Below are 16,961 nucleotides of genomic sequence, written 5' to 3'. Positions count from 1 at the left end.
AGAACCCGGCGATGCACGTGCGAACCGGGTAGACTGGGAGGACAACCACATAAACGAGCGAAGCCGCCGGGTGTTGGTAGCACCACGACGGCTTCTAACCACAACCTGAACGAACCTCAGGGAGCGGCTTTGTCTAAGCCTAATGGTAACCCGTGCTCGCACCCCGTAGGGGGTGCCCGGTGAAGATCATTCGATCCCGGCACGAGGACCACTTCACCATCTTCCCCAACGCCCTCATCCGCGACCCACGTCTCTCGTGGGCCGCCCGTGGCGTCCTCATGGAACTGCTCTCCCGTCCCGACGACTGGAAGACCACCGCCGACGAACTCGCGCGCACCGCCAAGCGGGAGCGCAACAAGCGCGGCGAGGGACGCGAAGCTGTCCGGGCTCTCTTCGGCGAGATCGAAGCCGCCGGATACATCGTGCGCGTCAAGGCACAGCGCGACGACGGCTCGTGGACGACCGAGCTTTACGTGTACGACGTGCCCCAGGACGTGACCAGCGAGAACGCGGATAACCGCAGGTCGGACCGAGGTACGGCTAACCGGGCGTCGGTGAACCAGGCGTCGGGCGACCGGGCGTCGGTGGATCGGGCGTCTATAAGAAGGACCGACAACGGAAGTACCGATGTACGAAGTACCGAGGAAGAAGAGTCCTTCCGAGCTCGCTCCGCTCGCTCGGGCTCGATCGCAAGCGATCAAGCGCGCGATGAGCAAGCAGCCGAGCAGCAGCGAGAAGAACGACAGCGCCGACGCGCAGCAGAGCTGAACAGGCGATGGGACCTCGTGGACGCACTCTCCCCTGACGACCTGAGGGCGGCCATGCTGAAGCTGGAGAAGCAGCGGCCCACGATCTACCGCAAGGCTCGACAGAACGCCCTGGAGCAACTGAAGGGCGACGGCATCAGCAGTACCCCGAAGGGCGTCGACAACCTCGCGTGCAAGTTCGCCTTGCTGCACTACGCCAACAAGGGGATCAACACACCCGCGTTCCTCGCGAACCCGCTTGGTCTGGAGGCCACAGCATGAGCTCTTCCAACTCCCTCGCCACCAACGACGCCTTGACGCTCCAGTGGAACGCGGCCACGACCATCCACTACCGCCCCGACCCCGTTGAGATCGCACGGCGTCAGGACGCCAACGCTGCGCCTGTGACGAACTGGTCGGCCCTCGAACTCCTCTCCGCTCTCCCGGTCGGGGAGCCTGTCCCAGAGGTGGCCCTGAGGGCCCGTGAGCGCCACCTGATCGGCTCCCTGCCCCACGGGGCGGCGTTGCGCGACGGGGCGACCATCACCCGGCTGGCGGTGCGTCCGCTGGCCGTGGACGTCGCCGTGGTGACCGGGCCACCAGCGAAGGCGTTCAACGCCGCCACGTCGTTCGCGCCGTTCTGTGCCCGCGCCGTCCACCTCACCCGCCTGCCCGACTCGAAACGGGACATGTACCTGACACAGGCGTCGTTCTACGGGGTCGGCGTGACCGTCGCGGGGGAGGAGCTGTTGGCCCCGGTCCCGTACCGGCCGAAGCGGCACACCCCGGCGGCGTGGCGGTTCGTAGAACTCGTGCACGAGAAGGCGCGGCAGGCAGGGTTCCCACATGGGGATCCCTGCCGGACGCGGGCGGCATGAGATGTCACATGACGCCGAGGTTCTGCCCGTCCTCATCGACCTCAACGATGACCGCCCGTCCCGTGGTGGGCCAGCCCTCGGGCACCTGCGAGTTCAGAGCCGCGCCGACACTGACGTGACGGGGCTTGTCCTTGGGGATGACGTCCCACCGGGACTCGGAGACGTTGACGTTGACGTTGACGTAGGCGACGTTGGCCATGGTGCGCTCCCGATCGTGGATGGTCACACGAACGCTACGCTCCGGCGCGGACAAAGCCCAGAAGGCAGCCTGGCCGTCACCACCACGCGACACCATCAACCCAACACCACCAGCAAGGAGAACACGATGACCCTTCCCGAGCACGAACTCACCCGCCACTGCCACCACAAGCGCGAGATCGACGCCTGCGAGACCGACGAATGCCAGCAGGTGCTGTCCGAGATGGAGGACGACGCCACCCGCGCACGGTGGGCGCACTACGCGGAGACCGGCGAAGACGGGCGACTCCTGGAGATCGAACGGGGCGCCCTGCGCGCCTGACCACCCCGGGGCATCGGCGTCACTGCCGGTGCCCCACCACAGGCCACAATCAGACCAGGAGGCACACATGGACGAGCGGCCCTTACTGTTCATCGACGTCGACGGACCCCTCAACCCCTGCGACGGGTCCAACCGGGGCGCGTACAAGCGCGGCTACCGGAAGTGGAAGCTCAACGGGATCAACGTGCTCCTACGCCGCGACCACGGCCGCGCCCTCACCGAACTGCCCTACGAACTGGTGTGGGGCACCACGTGGGAGGCGGAGGCCAACACCTACATCGCCCCCCGCATCGGGCTCCCGCACCTGCCCGTGTGCGCGTTCCCCGACGGCGACGACGACGCACCCCGGGCCGTGTACTTCAAGACGTCGGACATCATCGCCTACGCCAACGGCCGCCCGTTCGCGTGGATCGACGACGAGATCACCGACGCCGACCGGGACTGGGTCGCTCAGCGCCATGACGGCCCGGCGCTGTTGCACTGGGTGGACCCCGCCATCGGGCTGGAGACGTCCGACTTCGAGGCGCTGGCCGTGTGGGCGGGGAGCCTCACGACCGCAGCCTGACCACCTTGGGGCTCGTGCTGTGAACCCACGGTACGGGCCCACCACCTCAGGCACTATCAGAGCAACACCAACCACAAGGAGCACCCATGGACCTCGAAACCGCGCTCGACAACGCCAACGACGCGATGGTCGACTTCGCCGCCGCATGGGAGGAGCCCGCGCCCGGTCCGATGCCGACTCCGATCCGGCGGGCGATGGAGTCCTTCAACCGGTCGATGGCTGACGTCTGACCACCCCGGGCTCGTGCTGTGACCGCGGGCCCCAAGCGACAATCAAAGAAGGAGGCAACATGGACCCGCTAGCTCAACTCGTGCAGCTACTCCGCGAGTACCTCGAAGAAGACGAAGCGAACGCCCCCAAGGCCCACCTCAGCCACTGCGGGACGGTCATCTACAACGAGGAGTACGGTCCCGACGCCTGCGACTGCGGATACCCGCAGCAGATCCGGGACGACATCGCTGCGAAGCGCGCTCTCCTCGATGAGTGGGAGAACACGAAAGCGGTCGTAGCAGAGCAGGAGTTCGCGGACGGGCCTCAGGCCATCATCACGGCGATGAGTCAGGCGGTGGCGGTAGTAGCCCAGGCGTACAAGAACCGTCCGGACTTCCCGACCCGCTGGACGGATGGCTGACCTTGTTGGGGCGTCCGACACGGGCGCCCCACCACCAACGACAGGAGAGCACACCATGCACGTGACCCGCGCCGAACTCTGGCCCTACGTCCGCACCACCGTCGAGGGCGGCTACCACTACGAACCCATCGGCCCTGACCACATGTTCACCGACTTCCCTCCCGCTGTCGGGGACATGCTCAGCCTCCCCGACGACCCCCGCGCGTTCCGCGTCATCGACCGCCACTGGGAGCACGCCCGCATCGGGTCGTCGCGGTGGCGCGCGGACGGCGACGAGCAGAGGACCCTGCTGAAGCTCGTCCTGGAGGAGGCCAAGGGCATTTTCGTGGAGGAAGCGCCGACCGACGACGCCTGACCCCGAGGTTGCTCATTAGGTTGCCCACACCAAGTGAGACACCTTGTGGGCAGCCCCCCGCACGGGCGCACGCAGAAGGCCCCTCCGAAGAGGGGCCCTGATCAGTGCAGGATCTCGTCCCACACAGGCTCCCGCACTTCATCGACCGCTTCCAGCCGCTCCGGTATCAGCGTGTCCAGCTCGTCCTCATCGAGACTGGGCACCACATACGGTAGGCCCCGGCGCGTCTTCTCGACCTCGTGCGTGACGTTCTCCACGCCATCACCCCCGCTGGTTCTACGCCGCGACCAGCGTGAACATTCCCACGACCGGGGCGCCGGCCAGACAGCACCACCTGATCGCGTCCTCCACACGGGACTGCCCTGTGCGGAACGCGACCGGGGAGCGGAACATCCACCACCTCTTGCCCCTGTGCGTGAGCGGCCACGCCAGCGGGACACCCGAGCGGGTCAACCAGTCACCGAGGATGTGCGTTAACGAGCCGACCGCCACGGTGAGGCCGACCAGCCACGGGGACGAGCCGAACAGCACAGCCGCGGTCGCGACCACCACCCCGAGCACACCAGCGCCCTGCACAGCGGACCGGCCGAACGGGCGGAGCACGCAGGCGAGCCCCAACGCGGCCAGGGCGAACACCGCGACCGCCAGGCCCACCGCCCCGAGGGACGCCACACCCCACCACAGCGCGCCGAACGTGAGCACAGCGGGCACAGTGTGGGTGAGGTGGCGGTGGCCACCATCCCGATCCTCCCGAAGCTCATACGGCGTTCCCGTCGCCCGGTAGGTGGCACGGGAGGCAGAGCGCAGCAGACGCGACAGGCCAGCGGTCACCACACCCAGCGACCGGCCCACCGTGCTGCCCGGCTCATCCAGATCAGGGAGGAGGGCCGCGCCGGCGCCAACCGCCGCGCACACGAACAGGTCGGCGGGGTGGGAACCGAGAGCCGCGGCGAGGGACACGCCCACGAGCAGACCACTGGCCGAATGACTGGTGCCCATCATGGGCTTCCTCCAGGAGGTAGCAGAACCATCGAGAACACCTCTCGCTCACCAGACCGCACCCGCTCAGTGATGCGCTCAGGTGAACGGGGCGCCCGCTCGGTGTGAGCGGGCGCCCGCCGATCACTCCCCAGTGACCGCCGACCGGTCACGCTTGGCCGTCGGCACGCTCACCGGGAACCCCGCATCCGTGAGCGCCTGAGCGATCTCCGGTCCGGTCATGTCCGGGCGCTCAGCCAACAGCTGGGCGACGATCGCTCGCCGCTCGGACACCGACCCGCTCACTCCCCGCTCGGGCCGCTCAGCCGCGGCGGGCTCCTCCGGGGCGTCGTCCGACTGGTCGCCGGACAGCAGTCGCTCATAGTCGGACTCCGACAGCCCCCCGGGCCGCTCAGCCGTCCCCACCTGCGTGATCGCGTCCCGCTCAGGGGCGCTCAGAGGACGCTCGCCACCCGATCGCACCGGGGCGCTCACCGACAGCTCAGTCAGCGACGGAACCCGCTCACCGTTGCGCTCACCCGGCTTCGCGTTCGCCACCGCATCGTCGATGATCCCGATCAGCCACGCCGTGAGCGCCGCCCCGAGCGGACCGATCGAGTGAGCGATGAGCGCCGCCACCGCGGTGAGCGTCCCCGCCTCCGGCCAGTGACCGGCAGCGTTCAGAGCGATCGACACGGTGAGCGCCGCCCACTCCGCGAGCGTCGCCCGCCACCCCAGATCCCCACCGGATGAGCGCAGCACGGCGCGGACGATGATGAGGCCGCCCACGATCGTGATGAGCGCGGGCTCCAGCCCCCACGCCGCCCACCACATCGGCGAACCCGGGGCCGCGGCGAGCAGCCCGGTGATGCCCGTGTGCACTCCCGCGGTGGACCAGGCGGCGAACGCCACCAACACGGGGATGAGGACCAGCAGGGACGTGCGGCGGACCTTCTCCACGCGCATGGCGCGCATCTCCGCGGACTGGGTGATGACTGCCCGCACGCGGGCGCGTTCCCCGGACACGGTCGCGCGACGGTACAGGTCAGACAGGGTCGAGGACTCGGTGGCGTCGCGCTCCTCCTCACGGCGGGTACGCCGGTCACGGCGGGCTTCCGCGCGGGCCCCAGCCACCGCGATGCGGTGGGCGACGCGCGCCTGGAGGCGGGCCACGGAGTCAGAGCGCTTGAGCTTGTCCAACGACTGACGCAGGTTCAGGCGCCGCCTCAGGTCCTCCACGGCGCCGGGCGGGCGCTCCTGCGGGTCGGTGTTCTCGGTCTCGTGTGCCATCGTGGTGTTGCCCTTTCTGGGGGTGGTGGCCCGCCCGGTCCCTGGAAGTTCCGGCGGGCCACCTTCGTGATCGGGTGACGGTCTGACACCCGCGCGCCACCCCGATTTCCGGGGGCGCCACTGGAGTGTCATCGGTGTAACAGCAGGTCAGAGCGTCATACGGGTCGTCATGCAGGTGTCATCGCATGAGGGCCGCCAGATCCTTGCGGTACCAACCGCGTCCGCTGACACCCGCCAGGGGGTGCGGCGAGCACACCCCCGCGCGGGTGAGCGCGGACCGCAGCTCCTCCTCGTCCCACCCCATGGCGGCCGCGAGGTCGACGCGGCTCATCCGATCCACCCCGGCCTCCTCCATCGCGTCCAGGGCGTCGGAGGCGACTTCCAACCGGTCCGCTCGGGGCGGCCGGTTATCGGCTACGGGCAGGGTTTCGGCCTCACGCCGCAGTTCGGTGGCGTGCGCGACGATGTCGCGGACGTGGTCCGGGCCGCCCTCGTCCTCGTCCGGGATGCGCAGGAACCCTGTCGTCAACGCGGTCGGGTCACCGACCTCGCCGCGGAAGTACGCGGCGCCCTTCTGGTCGCCCGTGAACCGGTCGCTGCGGTAGCCGCGGCCAGCCATGCCGTTGCCCAGCACAGTGTTGGACTGGGCGGCGTCCTCCGTGCGCATCCCCAACTTGAGGACGAGGTTGTTGCACAGCAGCGGCGGCACCACCGAGTCCTCCGGGCGCTGGGTGGCCACCGAGATGAACACGCCCAGGGCGCGGCACACCGACGCGAGCAGCGCCAGCCGCTGCGCCAGCTCCTTGCCCTCCTTGCCCTGGAGGGTGAACAGCTGGATCTCATCGACGTGCAGCAGAATGAACGGCGCGTCGTACTGCTGCCAGTTCCTCCCGGTGATCTTCACGGTCTTGCCAGCGATCGCGCGGGTGCGCCGCTGGATCTCCGCGTCCAGGTCGTCGACCATCTCCCCGAACGCGTCCAGGTCCGGCCCGCCGAGGCGGCGGTGCGCGATGTCCTCGTAGTGGACGAGCTCCAGCATCTTGCCGTCCACGAGCCACAGCTGCGCGTGCGGGTCCAGGGCGACGTGGCAGAGCATCTGGTGGGACGCCACGGACTTACCGGACCCGGACACGCCGCCGGTGAGCAGACCGGGGTTGCCGGGCAGGACCGTCTCCACGGGCGCGCCGTAGGCGTCGATGCCCCACCGGACGGGTTCGGTCCACACGTCAACGGCGGTGGTGCGGCCCACGAGCGGGGACGTGGACGGCGGACCCACAGGAACACGGCCACCCCGGGGAACAGAGGGTGCCTGCACTGGCACCGTCGTGGCATCCGTGGGGGGCGTGGGCGCCTCCACAGATTCCGTGGGCATGGAGGCGCCCGCCTCCACCGTGGAGGTGCCGTCGACCGGAGCAGGAGGCGCTACGCCTCCCCCCGCCTCCACAGGGGAAGCAGCCGCGGACTTCTTCGTCTTCGCTGGGGCGCCAGCCACGACCGCCGCAGTGAGGCCCACGACCGCGGCGGCGATGATCCCGAACGGAGCCGTCCACGCCAGCACGACGAGTGTGCCCGCCGCCCACCACAGCGTCTTCTTGGCCCGCTCGACCCGGTGGCCCTTCTCGCGCACCCAGTGCCCCCAGGTGTCGCCGCCCTTCTTGGTGCCGCGGCCGATCCGGCACACGCAGTTTTTGGGGGCGGCGAGCACGACACCGCCAACGCCGGCGGGCAGGGTGGGGAGCTTACGGCGGCGCCCGGTGATGAGTTCGGGTTCGGGAACCTCTTCCACTGTGGGGGTGCGGCGGCGGGACGCGAAGTCGATCACCTCCGCTCCGGAACCCGCGGTGTGCAGCTCGGCAGTCACAGTTCCTTCTTTCGCAGAATCGGACGGGAGGGGCGGCTGTCGGCCCACACCAGGAACCCGATGCAGGCGACCGCGGCAACAGGGACGGCCAGTAGGACCACCCACCACGACACGGCGTGGGAGGACATCAGCGCGACAAGGGCGCCGACAGCGGCTGGGATGAGTACATGACGCATGGTGGTCTCCCTAGAAACCAGTGATGGGCAGGAAGATCACGGACCCGAGGACACCGCCAATGGACCCGGCCACCATGGCCAGGCCCCCGAAGATGCCGCCCGTCATGTGCCAGATCAGCGGGGCACCGAACGCGGACAGGGCGGTCACGATGCGGGAGCCCTTCTTCATCCAGCCGAGCTTGCCCATCCACCCCAGGACGATGAACAGCGTCACCGTCACCGCGAGCAGACCGGGGACGGGGGCGCCGAACGCGTCAGCCATCCCGCCGTCGACCGCGGACATGATGGACGCGATGCCGTCCAAGATGGACCCGCCGATGAACCCGGCGCCCATCCCGGCGCCAGCGAGGATGAACAGCACCAACTGGGCCTTCGGCCACGCCTTCGAGAACCAGCAGATGAGCCCCACGATGAGGCACACCACTGACACGGAGATGTTCGCGGTCTCGATCATCAGGCCGCCCGCCCCTCCGGGTCAGCGGCGGACAGGACACCGTCGATGGACGGCCACCGACAGGGGGCGCCCCACCGGTCGATGAGGGTTTCGGCTTGGCGTGCGGCGATGGCGGGCTTGGTGCTGAGCCGGTACCAGCCGGTGAGGTCTTCACGCCCGACGCGTCGGGCGGTGGCGTCGGACGCCATGTGTCCTCCTGAGGGTGAACTGCGGACCCGTGTTGGTCCCCGCACCGCCCCGAAGGGCAGCACAGGCAGAACACGGGGTTAGGAGGAGCGGACGTTGCGTTCCAACTTCCGGCACACCTGATCCACCGAGTGGGGCGAGTTGTCGCGGATGAGGGCCGCGGTGAGCGTCGCGCCCTGGATGGCGACACCGAGCACATCGGTCGGATCGAGACCGTCAACAGCAGCGGCGATCCGGTCCTGGTCGCCGTCATGGACGGCACGCACGAGCGCGATAGCGCGCAACGACAGGTCGAGGGGGTCGGGGGAGGTCACCGCCGCGCCTCCTCAACCTCAGCGGCGCACCGCTGGTTCAGGGTGGGGCGCGCATCGGCCTTGATGAACGCGTACAGCATCGCGAAGCAGAACAGCGTCCACCCGGCGGCGAACGCGGCGAGGAGCGGGTAGGTGAGGACCCACTCGTAGGCGGGGGAGAGCGCGAGACGGACGGTCTCAAGCGCGGGGCTGCTCAAGTGCATCCACCACGTGGAGACGTGGCTGGGCAGCTGAGATAGGGTTTCCATCGGGTTCAACTCCTGCGTCGTCAGGGTGTTGGGCCAAGGCCCCGGGTTGGCGTTCGCAGCGCCACCCGGGGCCGTTCGCGTCTGTGCGTCACTGATGCGTCAGGAGAGGGTCAAACCCCGTCATCTGATGTCACGTGCTGGCACATGCGCGTATGAAGTTTTCGCAGATCAGACCCTGAAAAGAGCCTCTGACCTGCAACGACGCTTGAGGGCTATGTTCCCGATGACCCACCACGTGGAGTGCCTGGCGGTGCTGGAGCCGGTCCACAAGGCCCGCCGCCACCAGGAGCAGGACCAGGACTGACGTGACGACGGCGCGCGCCCCGGTCCCCGAGCGGACCGGGGCGCGCGCCGTTCACGCGCGTGCGTCAGAGGCGACGGTGTCGTGTCGGGACGGGGCCCGGCCCCGGCGCCCGCCGCGCGTCCGTGCCCGGTCCGATCGTCCGGGACGTCCCTCGACGGCCTCTGTGCGAGGTTGGTCCGAACTCACCGCGCGCACAGCCCGGAGTGAGTGCGTCGTCGCCGGTGTGTCACGGGAGGGCACCATCGCCGACATCGCGCCTTCCTAGCGTCATCGGGGTCGGTATCCCCTTCCCCGAGGACCCCCATGGACTCCGAACGCCTCTCCCGACGTCCGCGCTGGATCACCCGGTGGGACCCCGAGGACACCCGCTTCTGGGACGAGCACGGCTTCACCGTCGCCAACCGCAACCTGTGGGCGTCGATCGCGACCGAGCACCTGGGCTTTTGCGTGTGGAGCCTGTGGTCGGTCCTCGTCCTGTTCATGACACCCGAGGCCGGATTCTCCTTCACCGGCGAGCAGAAGTTCCTGCTCGTCTCGGCCGTCGCACTCGTCGGTGCCGTGCTGCGCGTGCCCTACACCCTGGTCGCGCCCCGGCTGGGCGGCCGCACGTGGACGATGGTCTCGGCGGCCCTGCTGTTCGTGCCCACCGTGCTGGCCGCCGTCCTCATGCAGCGGCCCGAGACACCCTTCCCCGTCTTCCTGGCCCTGGCGGCCACGGCCGGCCTGGGCGGCGGCAACTTCTCGTCGTCGATGGCCAACATCACCTACTTCTTCCCCGAGCACCACAAGGGCCTGGCCCTAGGCCTGAACGCGGGCGGCGGCAACGTCGGGGTGGCCTCGGTGCAGTTCGCCGGACTCGCCGTGATCGCCGTGGCCGGTACTGTGTCCGGCCACCTCCTGCCGCTGCTGTTCCTGCCCGCGCTCGCACTGGGCCTGTGGGTGGCGTGGCGGTTCATGGACAACCTGGCGCACGCGCGCGCCGGAGCGCGGACCCGGCTGCGCGCCTTCGGTGAACGCCACTTCTGGATCATGTCACTGCTCTACGTGGGCACGTTCGGTTCGTTCATCGGCTTCGGGTTCGCGTTCGGCCTGCTGCTCCAAGGCGAGTTCGGCCGTACCCCTCTGGAGGCGGCGTCCATCGCGTTCGTGGGCCCGCTGATCGGTTCCGTCATCCGTCCGCTCGGCGGCTGGCTCGCCGACCGCTTCGGCGGCGCGCGCGTGACCCTCCGGGCCTTCCTGGGCATGGCCGTCGTCGGCACGCTGGTGGTCCCCGCCCTGGTGGCGGACTCCGTGCTGCTGTTCGTCGCGGTCTTCGCCGCCATGTTCGCGCTCACCGGGATCTGCAACGGGTCCACCTACAAGATGATCCCGTCCGTCTACGCGGCCCGGGCCCAGGACCTGGCGGCCAGGGGCGTTCCCATGGAGCGGGCGCGGGCGCGGGCCGAGCACACCTCCAGCACCCTGCTCGGCATGATCGGCGCGGTGGGGGCGCTGGGCGGGGTCGGCATCACCATGGCCCTGCGCGAGTCCTACACCCGGTGGGACACCGCCGTGCCGGCGTTCGCGGTGTTCGTCGTCTTCTACCTCGGGTGCGCGCTGCTGACCTGGTCGGCCTACCGCAGACGGCCGACCCGAGGCGGACCGCGGGACGGGGAGCGGGGCCGCCGACGCGTGGTCCCCGCCGGGTGAGCACACGGCCCAGGGGCACGCGGCGATCTCGCCCCAGGTCTGGTACAGCTCCGGTTCGAGCTCGGGCAAGACCCACCTGATCGCTTCCCGGTTCTCGTACCGACCGTGTGTCAGGGGGCGATGATGTCCAGGCCGGGGAAGTAACTCGTGAAGTCCTTCCTGTTCCGTGTCAACAGTCGATATCCGCACACGGCCGCATGGGCACCGATATAGAAGTCGGGCATGGGCGACGTCTTGGCTCCTCCCCGCCTGCGGTACTCGGCGTGCGCGGCCGCCGCCAGCTCGGCCGCCTTCCAGGGCAGGTCCTCACGGTCCACGAGATCGTCCAGGGCGGCGTCCAACTGGCCGGGGTCGGCCAGGCACAAGGACACCTCGGCGTAGACCAACTGGTTGATGACCACGCGCCCGGTGTCGGCCGCCTCAGCGAGCGCGGTCGCCGACCAATCGGCCCAAGCGGCGTCCTCTTTGATGACGTCGATGAGGACGCAGGAATCGATCAGCGTGTCAGCCACGGATCAGCTCCAGGTACTCATCCGTACTCATATGGGCGTATTCGTTTCGCTGCTCAAGAGCCTGTAGGCGCATCACCAGGCGAGTGCCCCGAGTGCCCTCATGACTGGTGGGCGTGGTCCGGGCGTCGCGCTCCAGGAGTTCGCGAACATAGGCCTGAAGGCTCTTCCCCTGGCTGGCGGCGTGGGCGCGGACCCTGTTGACGACCTCGTCCGGTACGTCTCTGATGCTCACATTGGTCATGAGAAAACGGTAGCACGCAACGCGTGCAACGCATGCTCCTGCTGTGGCCACTCACGATGCCACCGCAGGATGAACGACCGGTGTGCTCACACGCAGTCGGGGCCCTCTCCCCAGACCATGTGCGTCTCCGGGTCGAGTTCGGGGAACACCCGCGTCCAGTCGGTCGGTGTGGCCGGGGTGTCCGCGTTCCCGCTGACGGACACCCCCGCCAGCTCGGCCAGTTCAAGGGTCGTGCCCTCACGAGTGGACAGCACGTCCCAGTGCCCGGCCAGAGCGTCCACCATCCGCTCCCGGGGCACGTCGTCGATCAGGGCCCGCAGCAGCTCCAGGTCGGCCAGTGAGGGCGAGAAACTGCTGAACAGCGTGGCCGCGGCCTCCAACCGGTCGTCGAAGGGCACGCCCTCCGCGGTGCTGGTCAGCCACGACACGACCACGAACCTCGACTGCCCGGTGCCCCGGCACGAGTCCCAGACGTACTCGCCCAGTCCCAGCGAGGCCAGGGAGGCCGACCCCACCAGGGTCGCGCGCATGTACGGATCCCTGGTCTCCAGGTACTCGTACACGGTGACGGAGCGGTCGGCCGGCACCTCCAGGTCCCGGTTGTAGGCGTTCCCGTCCTGCCACAGGACGGGCAGGCCGTCCCGGGCGTCCTCGGGCAGCAGGGCCAGGGACGGTCCGATCGCGCCGTGCCACTCGTCCACCCAGGGCTCGTAACCGGGGAGGGGGCAGTACGTGATGCCGTCGCGGACCTGGCACTGGTCGGCGGTGGCCCCGTGGATCGCCGTGTCCGGGAAGGCCGTGTCGAAGGAGTGGGCCACGCGCCCGTAGCCCACCGTCGCGGCGGCCCCGGCCAGCAGTGCGGCTGCGGACGCCAGTAGTGCCGTGCGCCGGGCGGGCCGGGCGCGTGCGGCCGCGATGACCGTGACCAGGAGCGCCGCCGCCAGGGCGGTGTAGGCGAGTTGGAGGCCGGACAACGGGGTGACGGCCGGGCCGTGGAAGGGAAACGGGCGCTCCACCAGGACGGTCATCCGGGAGATCTGGTAGACGGCGGTTCCCAGTCCCAGGTCGACCGTGGTGGACTCGTACACGAGCAGGGCCGGGATGGCCAGGGACAGCACGATCAGGGGCGCGTAGGTGCGGGTCCAGGCGACCACCGCGATCGACGCCAGCGGTCCGGCGGTCGCGATGAGGAAGGGCGCGGGGTAGGCGTAGGGGCTCAGCGTGCCGACCAGGGGGGCGGAGCGCAGGAGCGGGTCCACCAGCGCCATCGCCGTCATGATCACCGTCGCGATCAGCACGGCGGCCGTGCTCAGGGCCAGAAGGCGTCCCACGGGCCCCAGGGGGACGACGGTTCGCCGGATGTGGGCTACCTCGCGCATGGCGGGGAAGCACACGACGGCGGCCATCGTGACCGCGACGACCGTCGCGGCGCTTTCAAGGCTCGCGTGGAACTCCGTCCTGGTGGGGGCCGCCGTCCAGTAGCGGGGCCACGCGGACAGATAGCCCGTCGCGGCCGCGCCCAGCCACAGCAGCGGGTTCAGCGCCATCCGGCGCGCGTCGAACGCCGTCAGCCGCGCGAACGTGGCCGCTCGGCTCACCGCGCGCTCCGCTCCACGCCCGTCAGCAGCAGGTAGGCGTCCTCCAGGGTGGGCTCGACGGCGGACCGGTCCCCGGGCGGCGCCGGATCGTTGCGTTCGGTGGTCAGGACGCGGTAGCGGCCGTCGGCCAGCCGCCATGTGGTGACCCCGTCCCGGGGCCGTCCGGTCTGCTCCCACACGTGGCCGCGGGCCCGGCCGATCAGCGTGGCGGGCGTGCCGTCGAAGACGACCCGTCCCCGGTCCAGGCACACCACCCGCTGGCACAGCGCCGACACGTCCTCGATCTGGTGGGTGGACAGCACCACGGTGCTGCGCACGGCCAGTTCGGAGACCAGGTTGCGGAAGAGGATGCGCTGTTCGGGGTCCAGCCCGATCGTCGGCTCGTCGAGCAGCAGCAGTTCGGGGTCGCCCATCAGCGCCGCGGCCAGCGCCAGCCGCTGGCGCATGCCCCCCGACAGGCGCCGCACCCGCGTGTGCCGCCGCGCGGTCAGCCCCACCCGGTCCAGGCTGCGGCGGATCTCGTCGTGGCGGGCGCGGCGCCCGCCCAGCTCCTTGAGCACCGCCACGTAGTCCAGCAGCGCGAACGCGGTGAAGTGCGGGTAGAACTCCGGGCTCTGCGGCAGGTAGCCCAGCCGCCGCCGGATCTCGGTGCGCTCCGCGGCGTCGCCGGGGTCGCGGCCGAGCACCCGCAGCCGGCCGGCGCTGACGTCCAGGTCGGTGGCCAGGCTGCGCAGGAGTGTGGTCTTGCCCGCACCGTTGCGGCCCAGCAGCCCGGTGACCCCGGCTCCCAGGTCCAGGTCCACGCCGTCCAGCGCGTTGCGTGATCCGTACCGGCGGACCAGCCCGCGCGCGTGGACCGGCGCGGTGGCCGTGGCCGGGGCGCTCACGCGGGCCTCACCCTCAGGACGATCGCGCCGACCAGGGCGGCCAGCGCGGCGGCCCACCACAGCTGGGAGACCGGCGCGAACAGCTCCAGGACCGAGATCTGGTCGGTGGCGGCGAACAGCACCATGGCGAGCACCCACAGCCCGCCCACCGCGGCGCCGGCGGCGCTCAGGTGCATCCAGCGGCTGAGCACGAGCGAACCGGCGACCAGGGTCAGGGACGGCAGCAGCCAGAACCCGGCGTTCCACAGGGTCGTGGGGGAGGGCATGAGCAGCGCGGCCGCGGTGCACATCACCAGTGCGGGGACCAGGACCGCGCACGAGCGCAGGAACAGCAGCCGCTGTCCCGCCAGCGGTGTGACCGACGTGAGCGTGTGGGCGGGGTCCACCCCCCGGCCGTAGGCGACGGCGACGCCGACCAGGGGCACGACGGGCGCGGTGAAGGCGAACAGCAGGGAGCCGCGCGGCAGGTGGTGGGCGCTCAGCAGGGCGGCGGCCAGCACCACCACGGTGGCCACGAGCCAGGCGCGGTAGAGCTGGGGGGTGGCGGTGAGGAGTCTGGCGGTGGTCTGCCGCAGGCCGAGCGCGGTCAGCGCGCGCTCCAGGAGGCCGACGCGGGGCCGGTCCACGATGTCGCGCAGGTCGGCCCAGCTGTCGGCCAGCCACGCTTCGTCGGCCGGAACCAGGGACCGGCAGGGCGGGCAGTGCATGAGGTGGGCCTCCACGGACATGGCGGTGACGTCGTCGACGGTGGACGACACGTACTCGTCGACCTGGGCGGGGGTCAGGTGCCAGCTCATGTCAGGGCCTCCCGTAGACGTGCCTTGGCGCGCATCACCCGTGTCTTGACCGTCCCCTCCGGGATCTGGAGGATCTCGGCGGCCTCGCGCACGGTGAGTCCGTCCAGGACGGTGGCCTGGATCGCCGAGCGCAGTTCGGGGGACAGGGTGTGCAGGGCGGCGCCCAGTGGCCCGTGCTCGATGTTGAGCAGCACGGTGTCCTCGGCGGAGGCGTCGCCGATGGTCTCGTAGGGTTCGGAGTCGCTGTCGGCGATCCACCGGTTGGCCCGTTTGCGCAGCTGGGAGATCAGCTGCCGGATCGCGATGGTCCACAGCCAGGCGCCGGCGTCGGGGTCGCCGGGGCGGGGCGTGAACGACCCGGCGTTCTTCCACACCGCCAGGAAGGTCTCCTGGAGGGCGGCGTCGAGTTGGTCGGGGTCCGAACAGCGGTAGCGCAGCCGGGCCCGCAACCAGGGCGCGTGTCTGCGGTGCAGCGTTTCCAGGGCTTCGGTGGAACCGTCGGCGACGGCCGCGAGCAGCACCGCGTCGGTGCTGTCGGGGGAGGGGGCGCGTCGTCGGGCGCGGCGGAGCAGTTTCACGTGATTGCTTATCGCGGTGGCGGCGGGGATCGGTTCAGCCCGGTGGGCACGGCTGTGAGCACGCTTTTCCACAGTAACCGCGCGGCGTGTGCGCCGAGGCTGCGGCGGATGGGAGAAAATGGGGCGTATGCGCCTGAGGATCTTCCTTGAACCCCAACAGGGGGCCACGTACGAGGACCAGCTCGCCGTCGCCAGAGCGGCGGAGGACCTGGGATTCGACGCCCTCTTCCGTTCCGACCACTACCTCCACATGGGTGACCACACCGACGGGCTCCCCGGCCCGACCGACGCGTGGATCACCCTGGCCGGGCTGGCCCGGGAGACCTCCCGTATCCGTCTGGGCACCCTGATGACCGCCGCCACCTTCCGCTACCCGGGCCCGCTGGCCATCTCCGTCGCCCAGGTCGACCGGATGAGCGGCGGCCGGGTCGACTTCGGATTCGGCGCCGGGTGGTACGAGCAGGAGCACGCCTCGTACGGGATCCCCTTCCCCGCCACCGCGCGCGAGCGCTTCGACCGCTACGAGGAACAGCTCGACATCATCACCGGGTTGTGGTCGACCCCGGCGGGGGACACCTTCAAGTACGAGGGCAAGCACTACCGTCTGGCGGAGGGACCCGCGCTGCCCAAACCGCAGCAGGGTCCCCGTCCGCCGGTCCTGATCGGGGGCACCGGGCCCAAGCGCACACCGCGCCTGGCGGCGAAGTTCGCCGACGAGTACAACGTGCCCTTCGCCTCACTGGAGGAGACCTCCGCCGCCTTCGACCGGACGCGGACGGCGGTCTCGGCCTCCGGGCGCACCGCGCCGATGGTGTACTCGGCGGCGCAGGTGCTGTGCGCGGGCCGTGACGAGGCGCAGATCACCGCGCGCGCCGACCGGATCGGCCGCCGGGTGCCGGAACTGCGGGAGAACGGCCTGGCCGGGTCGCCCGACGAGCTGGTGGACAAGATCGGCCGGTTCGGCGAGGCGGGCGCGGAGCGGATGTACCTGCAGATGCTGGACATGTCCGATCTGGACCACCTGGAGCTGGTGGCCTCGCGGGTCGTTCCGCAACTGGACTGACCGCGAACCGCGGGGGGCGGTCGCGCGGGCCGGGGAGCGACCCGATAACTTGATATCGAGATACAAGTTGGATACCTTGACATCAAGATA

Annotated in this window: 25 protein-coding genes; 9 read left to right on the top strand and 16 right to left on the bottom strand. The window is 70.1% G+C overall.

From position 1 onward, the window contains the following. Positions 1–179: 179 nt before the first annotated feature. Both ADL05_RS25810 and ADL05_RS25805 read left to right on the top strand, forming a co-directional pair. The gene (locus ADL05_RS25810; protein WP_053619601.1) at positions 180–1,028 is read left to right on the top strand and encodes a hypothetical protein; all 849 of its coding nucleotides are present in this window, start codon (positions 180–182) and stop codon (positions 1,026–1,028) included. After that, complete coding sequence (locus ADL05_RS25805) at positions 1,025–1,624, top strand: hypothetical protein (RefSeq protein WP_053619600.1); 600 nt, start codon at positions 1,025–1,027, stop codon at positions 1,622–1,624. Before ADL05_RS25810 ends, ADL05_RS25805 begins: the two co-directional genes overlap by 4 nt. 4 nt (positions 1,625–1,628) lie before the next feature. On the opposite strand, the gene ADL05_RS25800 is transcribed toward ADL05_RS25805, so the two are convergent. Further along, complete coding sequence (locus ADL05_RS25800; protein WP_053619599.1) at positions 1,629–1,850, bottom strand: hypothetical protein; 222 nt, start codon at positions 1,848–1,850, stop codon at positions 1,629–1,631. Positions 1,851–1,949: 99 nt separating this feature from the next. Here ADL05_RS25800 and ADL05_RS25795 point away from each other — a divergent pair, with 99 nt between their 5' ends. The 5 genes from ADL05_RS25795 to ADL05_RS25780 all read left to right on the top strand — a co-directional run bounded on the left by ADL05_RS25795 (position 1,950) and on the right by ADL05_RS25780 (position 3,695). Continuing rightward, a complete protein-coding gene (locus tag ADL05_RS25795) occupies positions 1,950–2,144 on the top strand; it encodes a hypothetical protein (protein WP_053619598.1) in 195 nt (64 codons plus the stop codon). Positions 2,145–2,211: 67 nt separating this feature from the next. Next, on the top strand, positions 2,212–2,709 hold the full coding sequence (locus ADL05_RS25790) for a hypothetical protein (protein ID WP_053619597.1): 498 nt from the start codon (positions 2,212–2,214) through the stop codon (positions 2,707–2,709). Between the two features lie 86 nt (positions 2,710–2,795). Continuing rightward, entirely contained in the window at positions 2,796–2,939 is a 144-nt protein-coding gene (locus tag ADL05_RS30830; protein ID WP_156366035.1) for a hypothetical protein, read from the top strand. Between the two features lie 59 nt (positions 2,940–2,998). Further along, entirely contained in the window at positions 2,999–3,340 is a 342-nt protein-coding gene (locus ADL05_RS25785; RefSeq protein WP_053619596.1) for a DUF6221 family protein, read from the top strand. A 55-nt stretch (positions 3,341–3,395) separates the two neighbouring features. Continuing rightward, positions 3,396–3,695: a hypothetical protein gene (locus ADL05_RS25780; RefSeq protein WP_053619595.1), complete on the top strand. Its 300-nt coding sequence runs from the start codon at positions 3,396–3,398 to the stop codon at positions 3,693–3,695. A gap of 101 nt (positions 3,696–3,796) precedes the next feature. Here the strand turns inward: ADL05_RS25780 and ADL05_RS30825 are convergent, their stop codons facing one another. From ADL05_RS30825 to ADL05_RS25740, 9 genes are all read right to left on the bottom strand, one after another. Further along, positions 3,797–3,952, bottom strand: a complete 156-nt coding sequence (locus tag ADL05_RS30825; RefSeq protein WP_156366034.1) for a hypothetical protein — start codon at positions 3,950–3,952, stop codon at positions 3,797–3,799. A gap of 19 nt (positions 3,953–3,971) precedes the next feature. Continuing rightward, positions 3,972–4,694: a metal-dependent hydrolase gene (locus ADL05_RS25775; protein ID WP_231640909.1), complete on the bottom strand. Its 723-nt coding sequence runs from the start codon at positions 4,692–4,694 to the stop codon at positions 3,972–3,974. Between the two features lie 123 nt (positions 4,695–4,817). Next, positions 4,818–5,963, bottom strand: a complete 1,146-nt coding sequence (locus tag ADL05_RS25770) for a hypothetical protein (RefSeq protein WP_053619593.1) — start codon at positions 5,961–5,963, stop codon at positions 4,818–4,820. Positions 5,964–6,141: 178 nt separating this feature from the next. Next, positions 6,142–7,824 (bottom strand): FtsK/SpoIIIE domain-containing protein, encoded by a 1,683-nt coding sequence (locus ADL05_RS25765; RefSeq protein ID WP_053619592.1) that lies wholly within the window; start codon positions 7,822–7,824, stop codon positions 6,142–6,144. Beyond that, positions 7,821–8,000 carry a hypothetical protein gene (locus ADL05_RS25760; protein WP_053619591.1) on the bottom strand — a complete coding sequence of 60 codons (180 nt, stop codon included), beginning with the start codon at positions 7,998–8,000 and terminating at the stop codon, positions 7,821–7,823. The genes ADL05_RS25765 and ADL05_RS25760 overlap by 4 nt, the downstream gene beginning before the upstream one ends. 10 nt (positions 8,001–8,010) lie before the next feature. Beyond that, complete coding sequence (locus ADL05_RS25755) at positions 8,011–8,454, bottom strand: hypothetical protein (protein ID WP_053619590.1); 444 nt, start codon at positions 8,452–8,454, stop codon at positions 8,011–8,013. Then, complete coding sequence (locus ADL05_RS25750; protein WP_053619589.1) at positions 8,454–8,642, bottom strand: hypothetical protein; 189 nt, start codon at positions 8,640–8,642, stop codon at positions 8,454–8,456. The genes ADL05_RS25755 and ADL05_RS25750 overlap by 1 nt, the downstream gene beginning before the upstream one ends. 78 nt (positions 8,643–8,720) lie before the next feature. Further along, the gene (locus tag ADL05_RS25745) at positions 8,721–8,954 is read right to left on the bottom strand and encodes a hypothetical protein (RefSeq protein WP_053619588.1); all 234 of its coding nucleotides are present in this window, start codon (positions 8,952–8,954) and stop codon (positions 8,721–8,723) included. Then, positions 8,951–9,202 carry a hypothetical protein gene (locus ADL05_RS25740; protein WP_053619587.1) on the bottom strand — a complete coding sequence of 84 codons (252 nt, stop codon included), beginning with the start codon at positions 9,200–9,202 and terminating at the stop codon, positions 8,951–8,953. Before ADL05_RS25740 ends, ADL05_RS25745 begins: the two co-directional genes overlap by 4 nt. Before the next feature lie 607 nt (positions 9,203–9,809). Between ADL05_RS25740 and ADL05_RS25735 the strand changes: the two genes are divergently transcribed. Further along, complete coding sequence (locus tag ADL05_RS25735; RefSeq protein ID WP_053619586.1) at positions 9,810–11,195, top strand: MFS transporter; 1,386 nt, start codon at positions 9,810–9,812, stop codon at positions 11,193–11,195. A 110-nt stretch (positions 11,196–11,305) separates the two neighbouring features. Here ADL05_RS25735 and ADL05_RS25730 read toward each other — a convergent pair whose 3' ends face one another. The 6 genes from ADL05_RS25730 to ADL05_RS25705 all read right to left on the bottom strand — a co-directional run bounded on the left by ADL05_RS25730 (position 11,306) and on the right by ADL05_RS25705 (position 15,808). Beyond that, complete coding sequence (locus tag ADL05_RS25730; RefSeq protein WP_053619585.1) at positions 11,306–11,707, bottom strand: type II toxin-antitoxin system VapC family toxin; 402 nt, start codon at positions 11,705–11,707, stop codon at positions 11,306–11,308. Beyond that, positions 11,700–11,948 (bottom strand): hypothetical protein, encoded by a 249-nt coding sequence (locus ADL05_RS25725; RefSeq protein WP_156366033.1) that lies wholly within the window; start codon positions 11,946–11,948, stop codon positions 11,700–11,702. The genes ADL05_RS25730 and ADL05_RS25725 overlap by 8 nt, the downstream gene beginning before the upstream one ends. An 86-nt stretch (positions 11,949–12,034) precedes the next feature. Further along, positions 12,035–13,546, bottom strand: coding sequence for a hypothetical protein (locus tag ADL05_RS25720; protein ID WP_053619583.1), 1,512 nt, complete (start codon positions 13,544–13,546; stop codon positions 12,035–12,037). Next, positions 13,543–14,433 carry an ABC transporter ATP-binding protein gene (locus tag ADL05_RS25715; RefSeq protein ID WP_053619582.1) on the bottom strand — a complete coding sequence of 297 codons (891 nt, stop codon included), beginning with the start codon at positions 14,431–14,433 and terminating at the stop codon, positions 13,543–13,545. The genes ADL05_RS25720 and ADL05_RS25715 overlap by 4 nt, the downstream gene beginning before the upstream one ends. Then, positions 14,430–15,230: a zf-HC2 domain-containing protein gene (locus tag ADL05_RS25710; protein WP_053619581.1), complete on the bottom strand. Its 801-nt coding sequence runs from the start codon at positions 15,228–15,230 to the stop codon at positions 14,430–14,432. The genes ADL05_RS25715 and ADL05_RS25710 overlap by 4 nt, the downstream gene beginning before the upstream one ends. After that, positions 15,227–15,808, bottom strand: coding sequence for an RNA polymerase sigma factor (locus tag ADL05_RS25705; RefSeq protein WP_053619580.1), 582 nt, complete (start codon positions 15,806–15,808; stop codon positions 15,227–15,229). The genes ADL05_RS25710 and ADL05_RS25705 overlap by 4 nt, the downstream gene beginning before the upstream one ends. Before the next feature lie 127 nt (positions 15,809–15,935). Between ADL05_RS25705 and ADL05_RS25700 the strand changes: the two genes are divergently transcribed. Continuing rightward, positions 15,936–16,871 (top strand): LLM class F420-dependent oxidoreductase, encoded by a 936-nt coding sequence (locus ADL05_RS25700; protein WP_053619579.1) that lies wholly within the window; start codon positions 15,936–15,938, stop codon positions 16,869–16,871. Positions 16,872–16,961 lie beyond the last annotated feature (90 nt).

The organism is Nocardiopsis sp. NRRL B-16309, assembly GCF_001279585.1.
Lineage (GTDB): Bacteria > Actinomycetota > Actinomycetes > Streptosporangiales > Streptosporangiaceae > Nocardiopsis.
This window is presented reverse-complemented; position numbering and strand designations above follow the sequence as displayed.

What these genes read in the sequence shown, in the direction of transcription:
- ADL05_RS25775 (WP_231640909.1), bottom strand. Translation starts at nt 4,694, where the DNA reads ATGGGCACCAGTCATTCGGCCAGTGGTCTGCTCGTGGGCGTGTCCCTC.
- ADL05_RS25790 (WP_053619597.1), top strand. Translation starts at nt 2,212, where the DNA reads ATGGACGAGCGGCCCTTACTGTTCATCGACGTCGACGGACCCCTCAAC.
- ADL05_RS30830 (WP_156366035.1), top strand. Translation starts at nt 2,796, where the DNA reads ATGGACCTCGAAACCGCGCTCGACAACGCCAACGACGCGATGGTCGAC.
- ADL05_RS25780 (WP_053619595.1), top strand. Translation starts at nt 3,396, where the DNA reads ATGCACGTGACCCGCGCCGAACTCTGGCCCTACGTCCGCACCACCGTC.
- ADL05_RS25795 (WP_053619598.1), top strand. Translation starts at nt 1,950, where the DNA reads ATGACCCTTCCCGAGCACGAACTCACCCGCCACTGCCACCACAAGCGC.
- ADL05_RS25700 (WP_053619579.1), top strand. Translation starts at nt 15,936, where the DNA reads ATGCGCCTGAGGATCTTCCTTGAACCCCAACAGGGGGCCACGTACGAG.
- ADL05_RS25735 (WP_053619586.1), top strand. Translation starts at nt 9,810, where the DNA reads ATGGACTCCGAACGCCTCTCCCGACGTCCGCGCTGGATCACCCGGTGG.
- ADL05_RS25755 (WP_053619590.1), bottom strand. Translation starts at nt 8,454, where the DNA reads ATGATCGAGACCGCGAACATCTCCGTGTCAGTGGTGTGCCTCATCGTG.
- ADL05_RS25710 (WP_053619581.1), bottom strand. Translation starts at nt 15,230, where the DNA reads ATGAGCTGGCACCTGACCCCCGCCCAGGTCGACGAGTACGTGTCGTCC.
- ADL05_RS25740 (WP_053619587.1), bottom strand. Translation starts at nt 9,202, where the DNA reads ATGGAAACCCTATCTCAGCTGCCCAGCCACGTCTCCACGTGGTGGATG.
- ADL05_RS25760 (WP_053619591.1), bottom strand. Translation starts at nt 8,000, where the DNA reads ATGCGTCATGTACTCATCCCAGCCGCTGTCGGCGCCCTTGTCGCGCTG.
- ADL05_RS25725 (WP_156366033.1), bottom strand. Translation starts at nt 11,948, where the DNA reads ATGACCAATGTGAGCATCAGAGACGTACCGGACGAGGTCGTCAACAGG.
- ADL05_RS25785 (WP_053619596.1), top strand. Translation starts at nt 2,999, where the DNA reads ATGGACCCGCTAGCTCAACTCGTGCAGCTACTCCGCGAGTACCTCGAA.
- ADL05_RS25750 (WP_053619589.1), bottom strand. Translation starts at nt 8,642, where the DNA reads ATGGCGTCCGACGCCACCGCCCGACGCGTCGGGCGTGAAGACCTCACC.
- ADL05_RS25805 (WP_053619600.1), top strand. Translation starts at nt 1,025, where the DNA reads ATGAGCTCTTCCAACTCCCTCGCCACCAACGACGCCTTGACGCTCCAG.
- ADL05_RS25770 (WP_053619593.1), bottom strand. Translation starts at nt 5,963, where the DNA reads ATGGCACACGAGACCGAGAACACCGACCCGCAGGAGCGCCCGCCCGGC.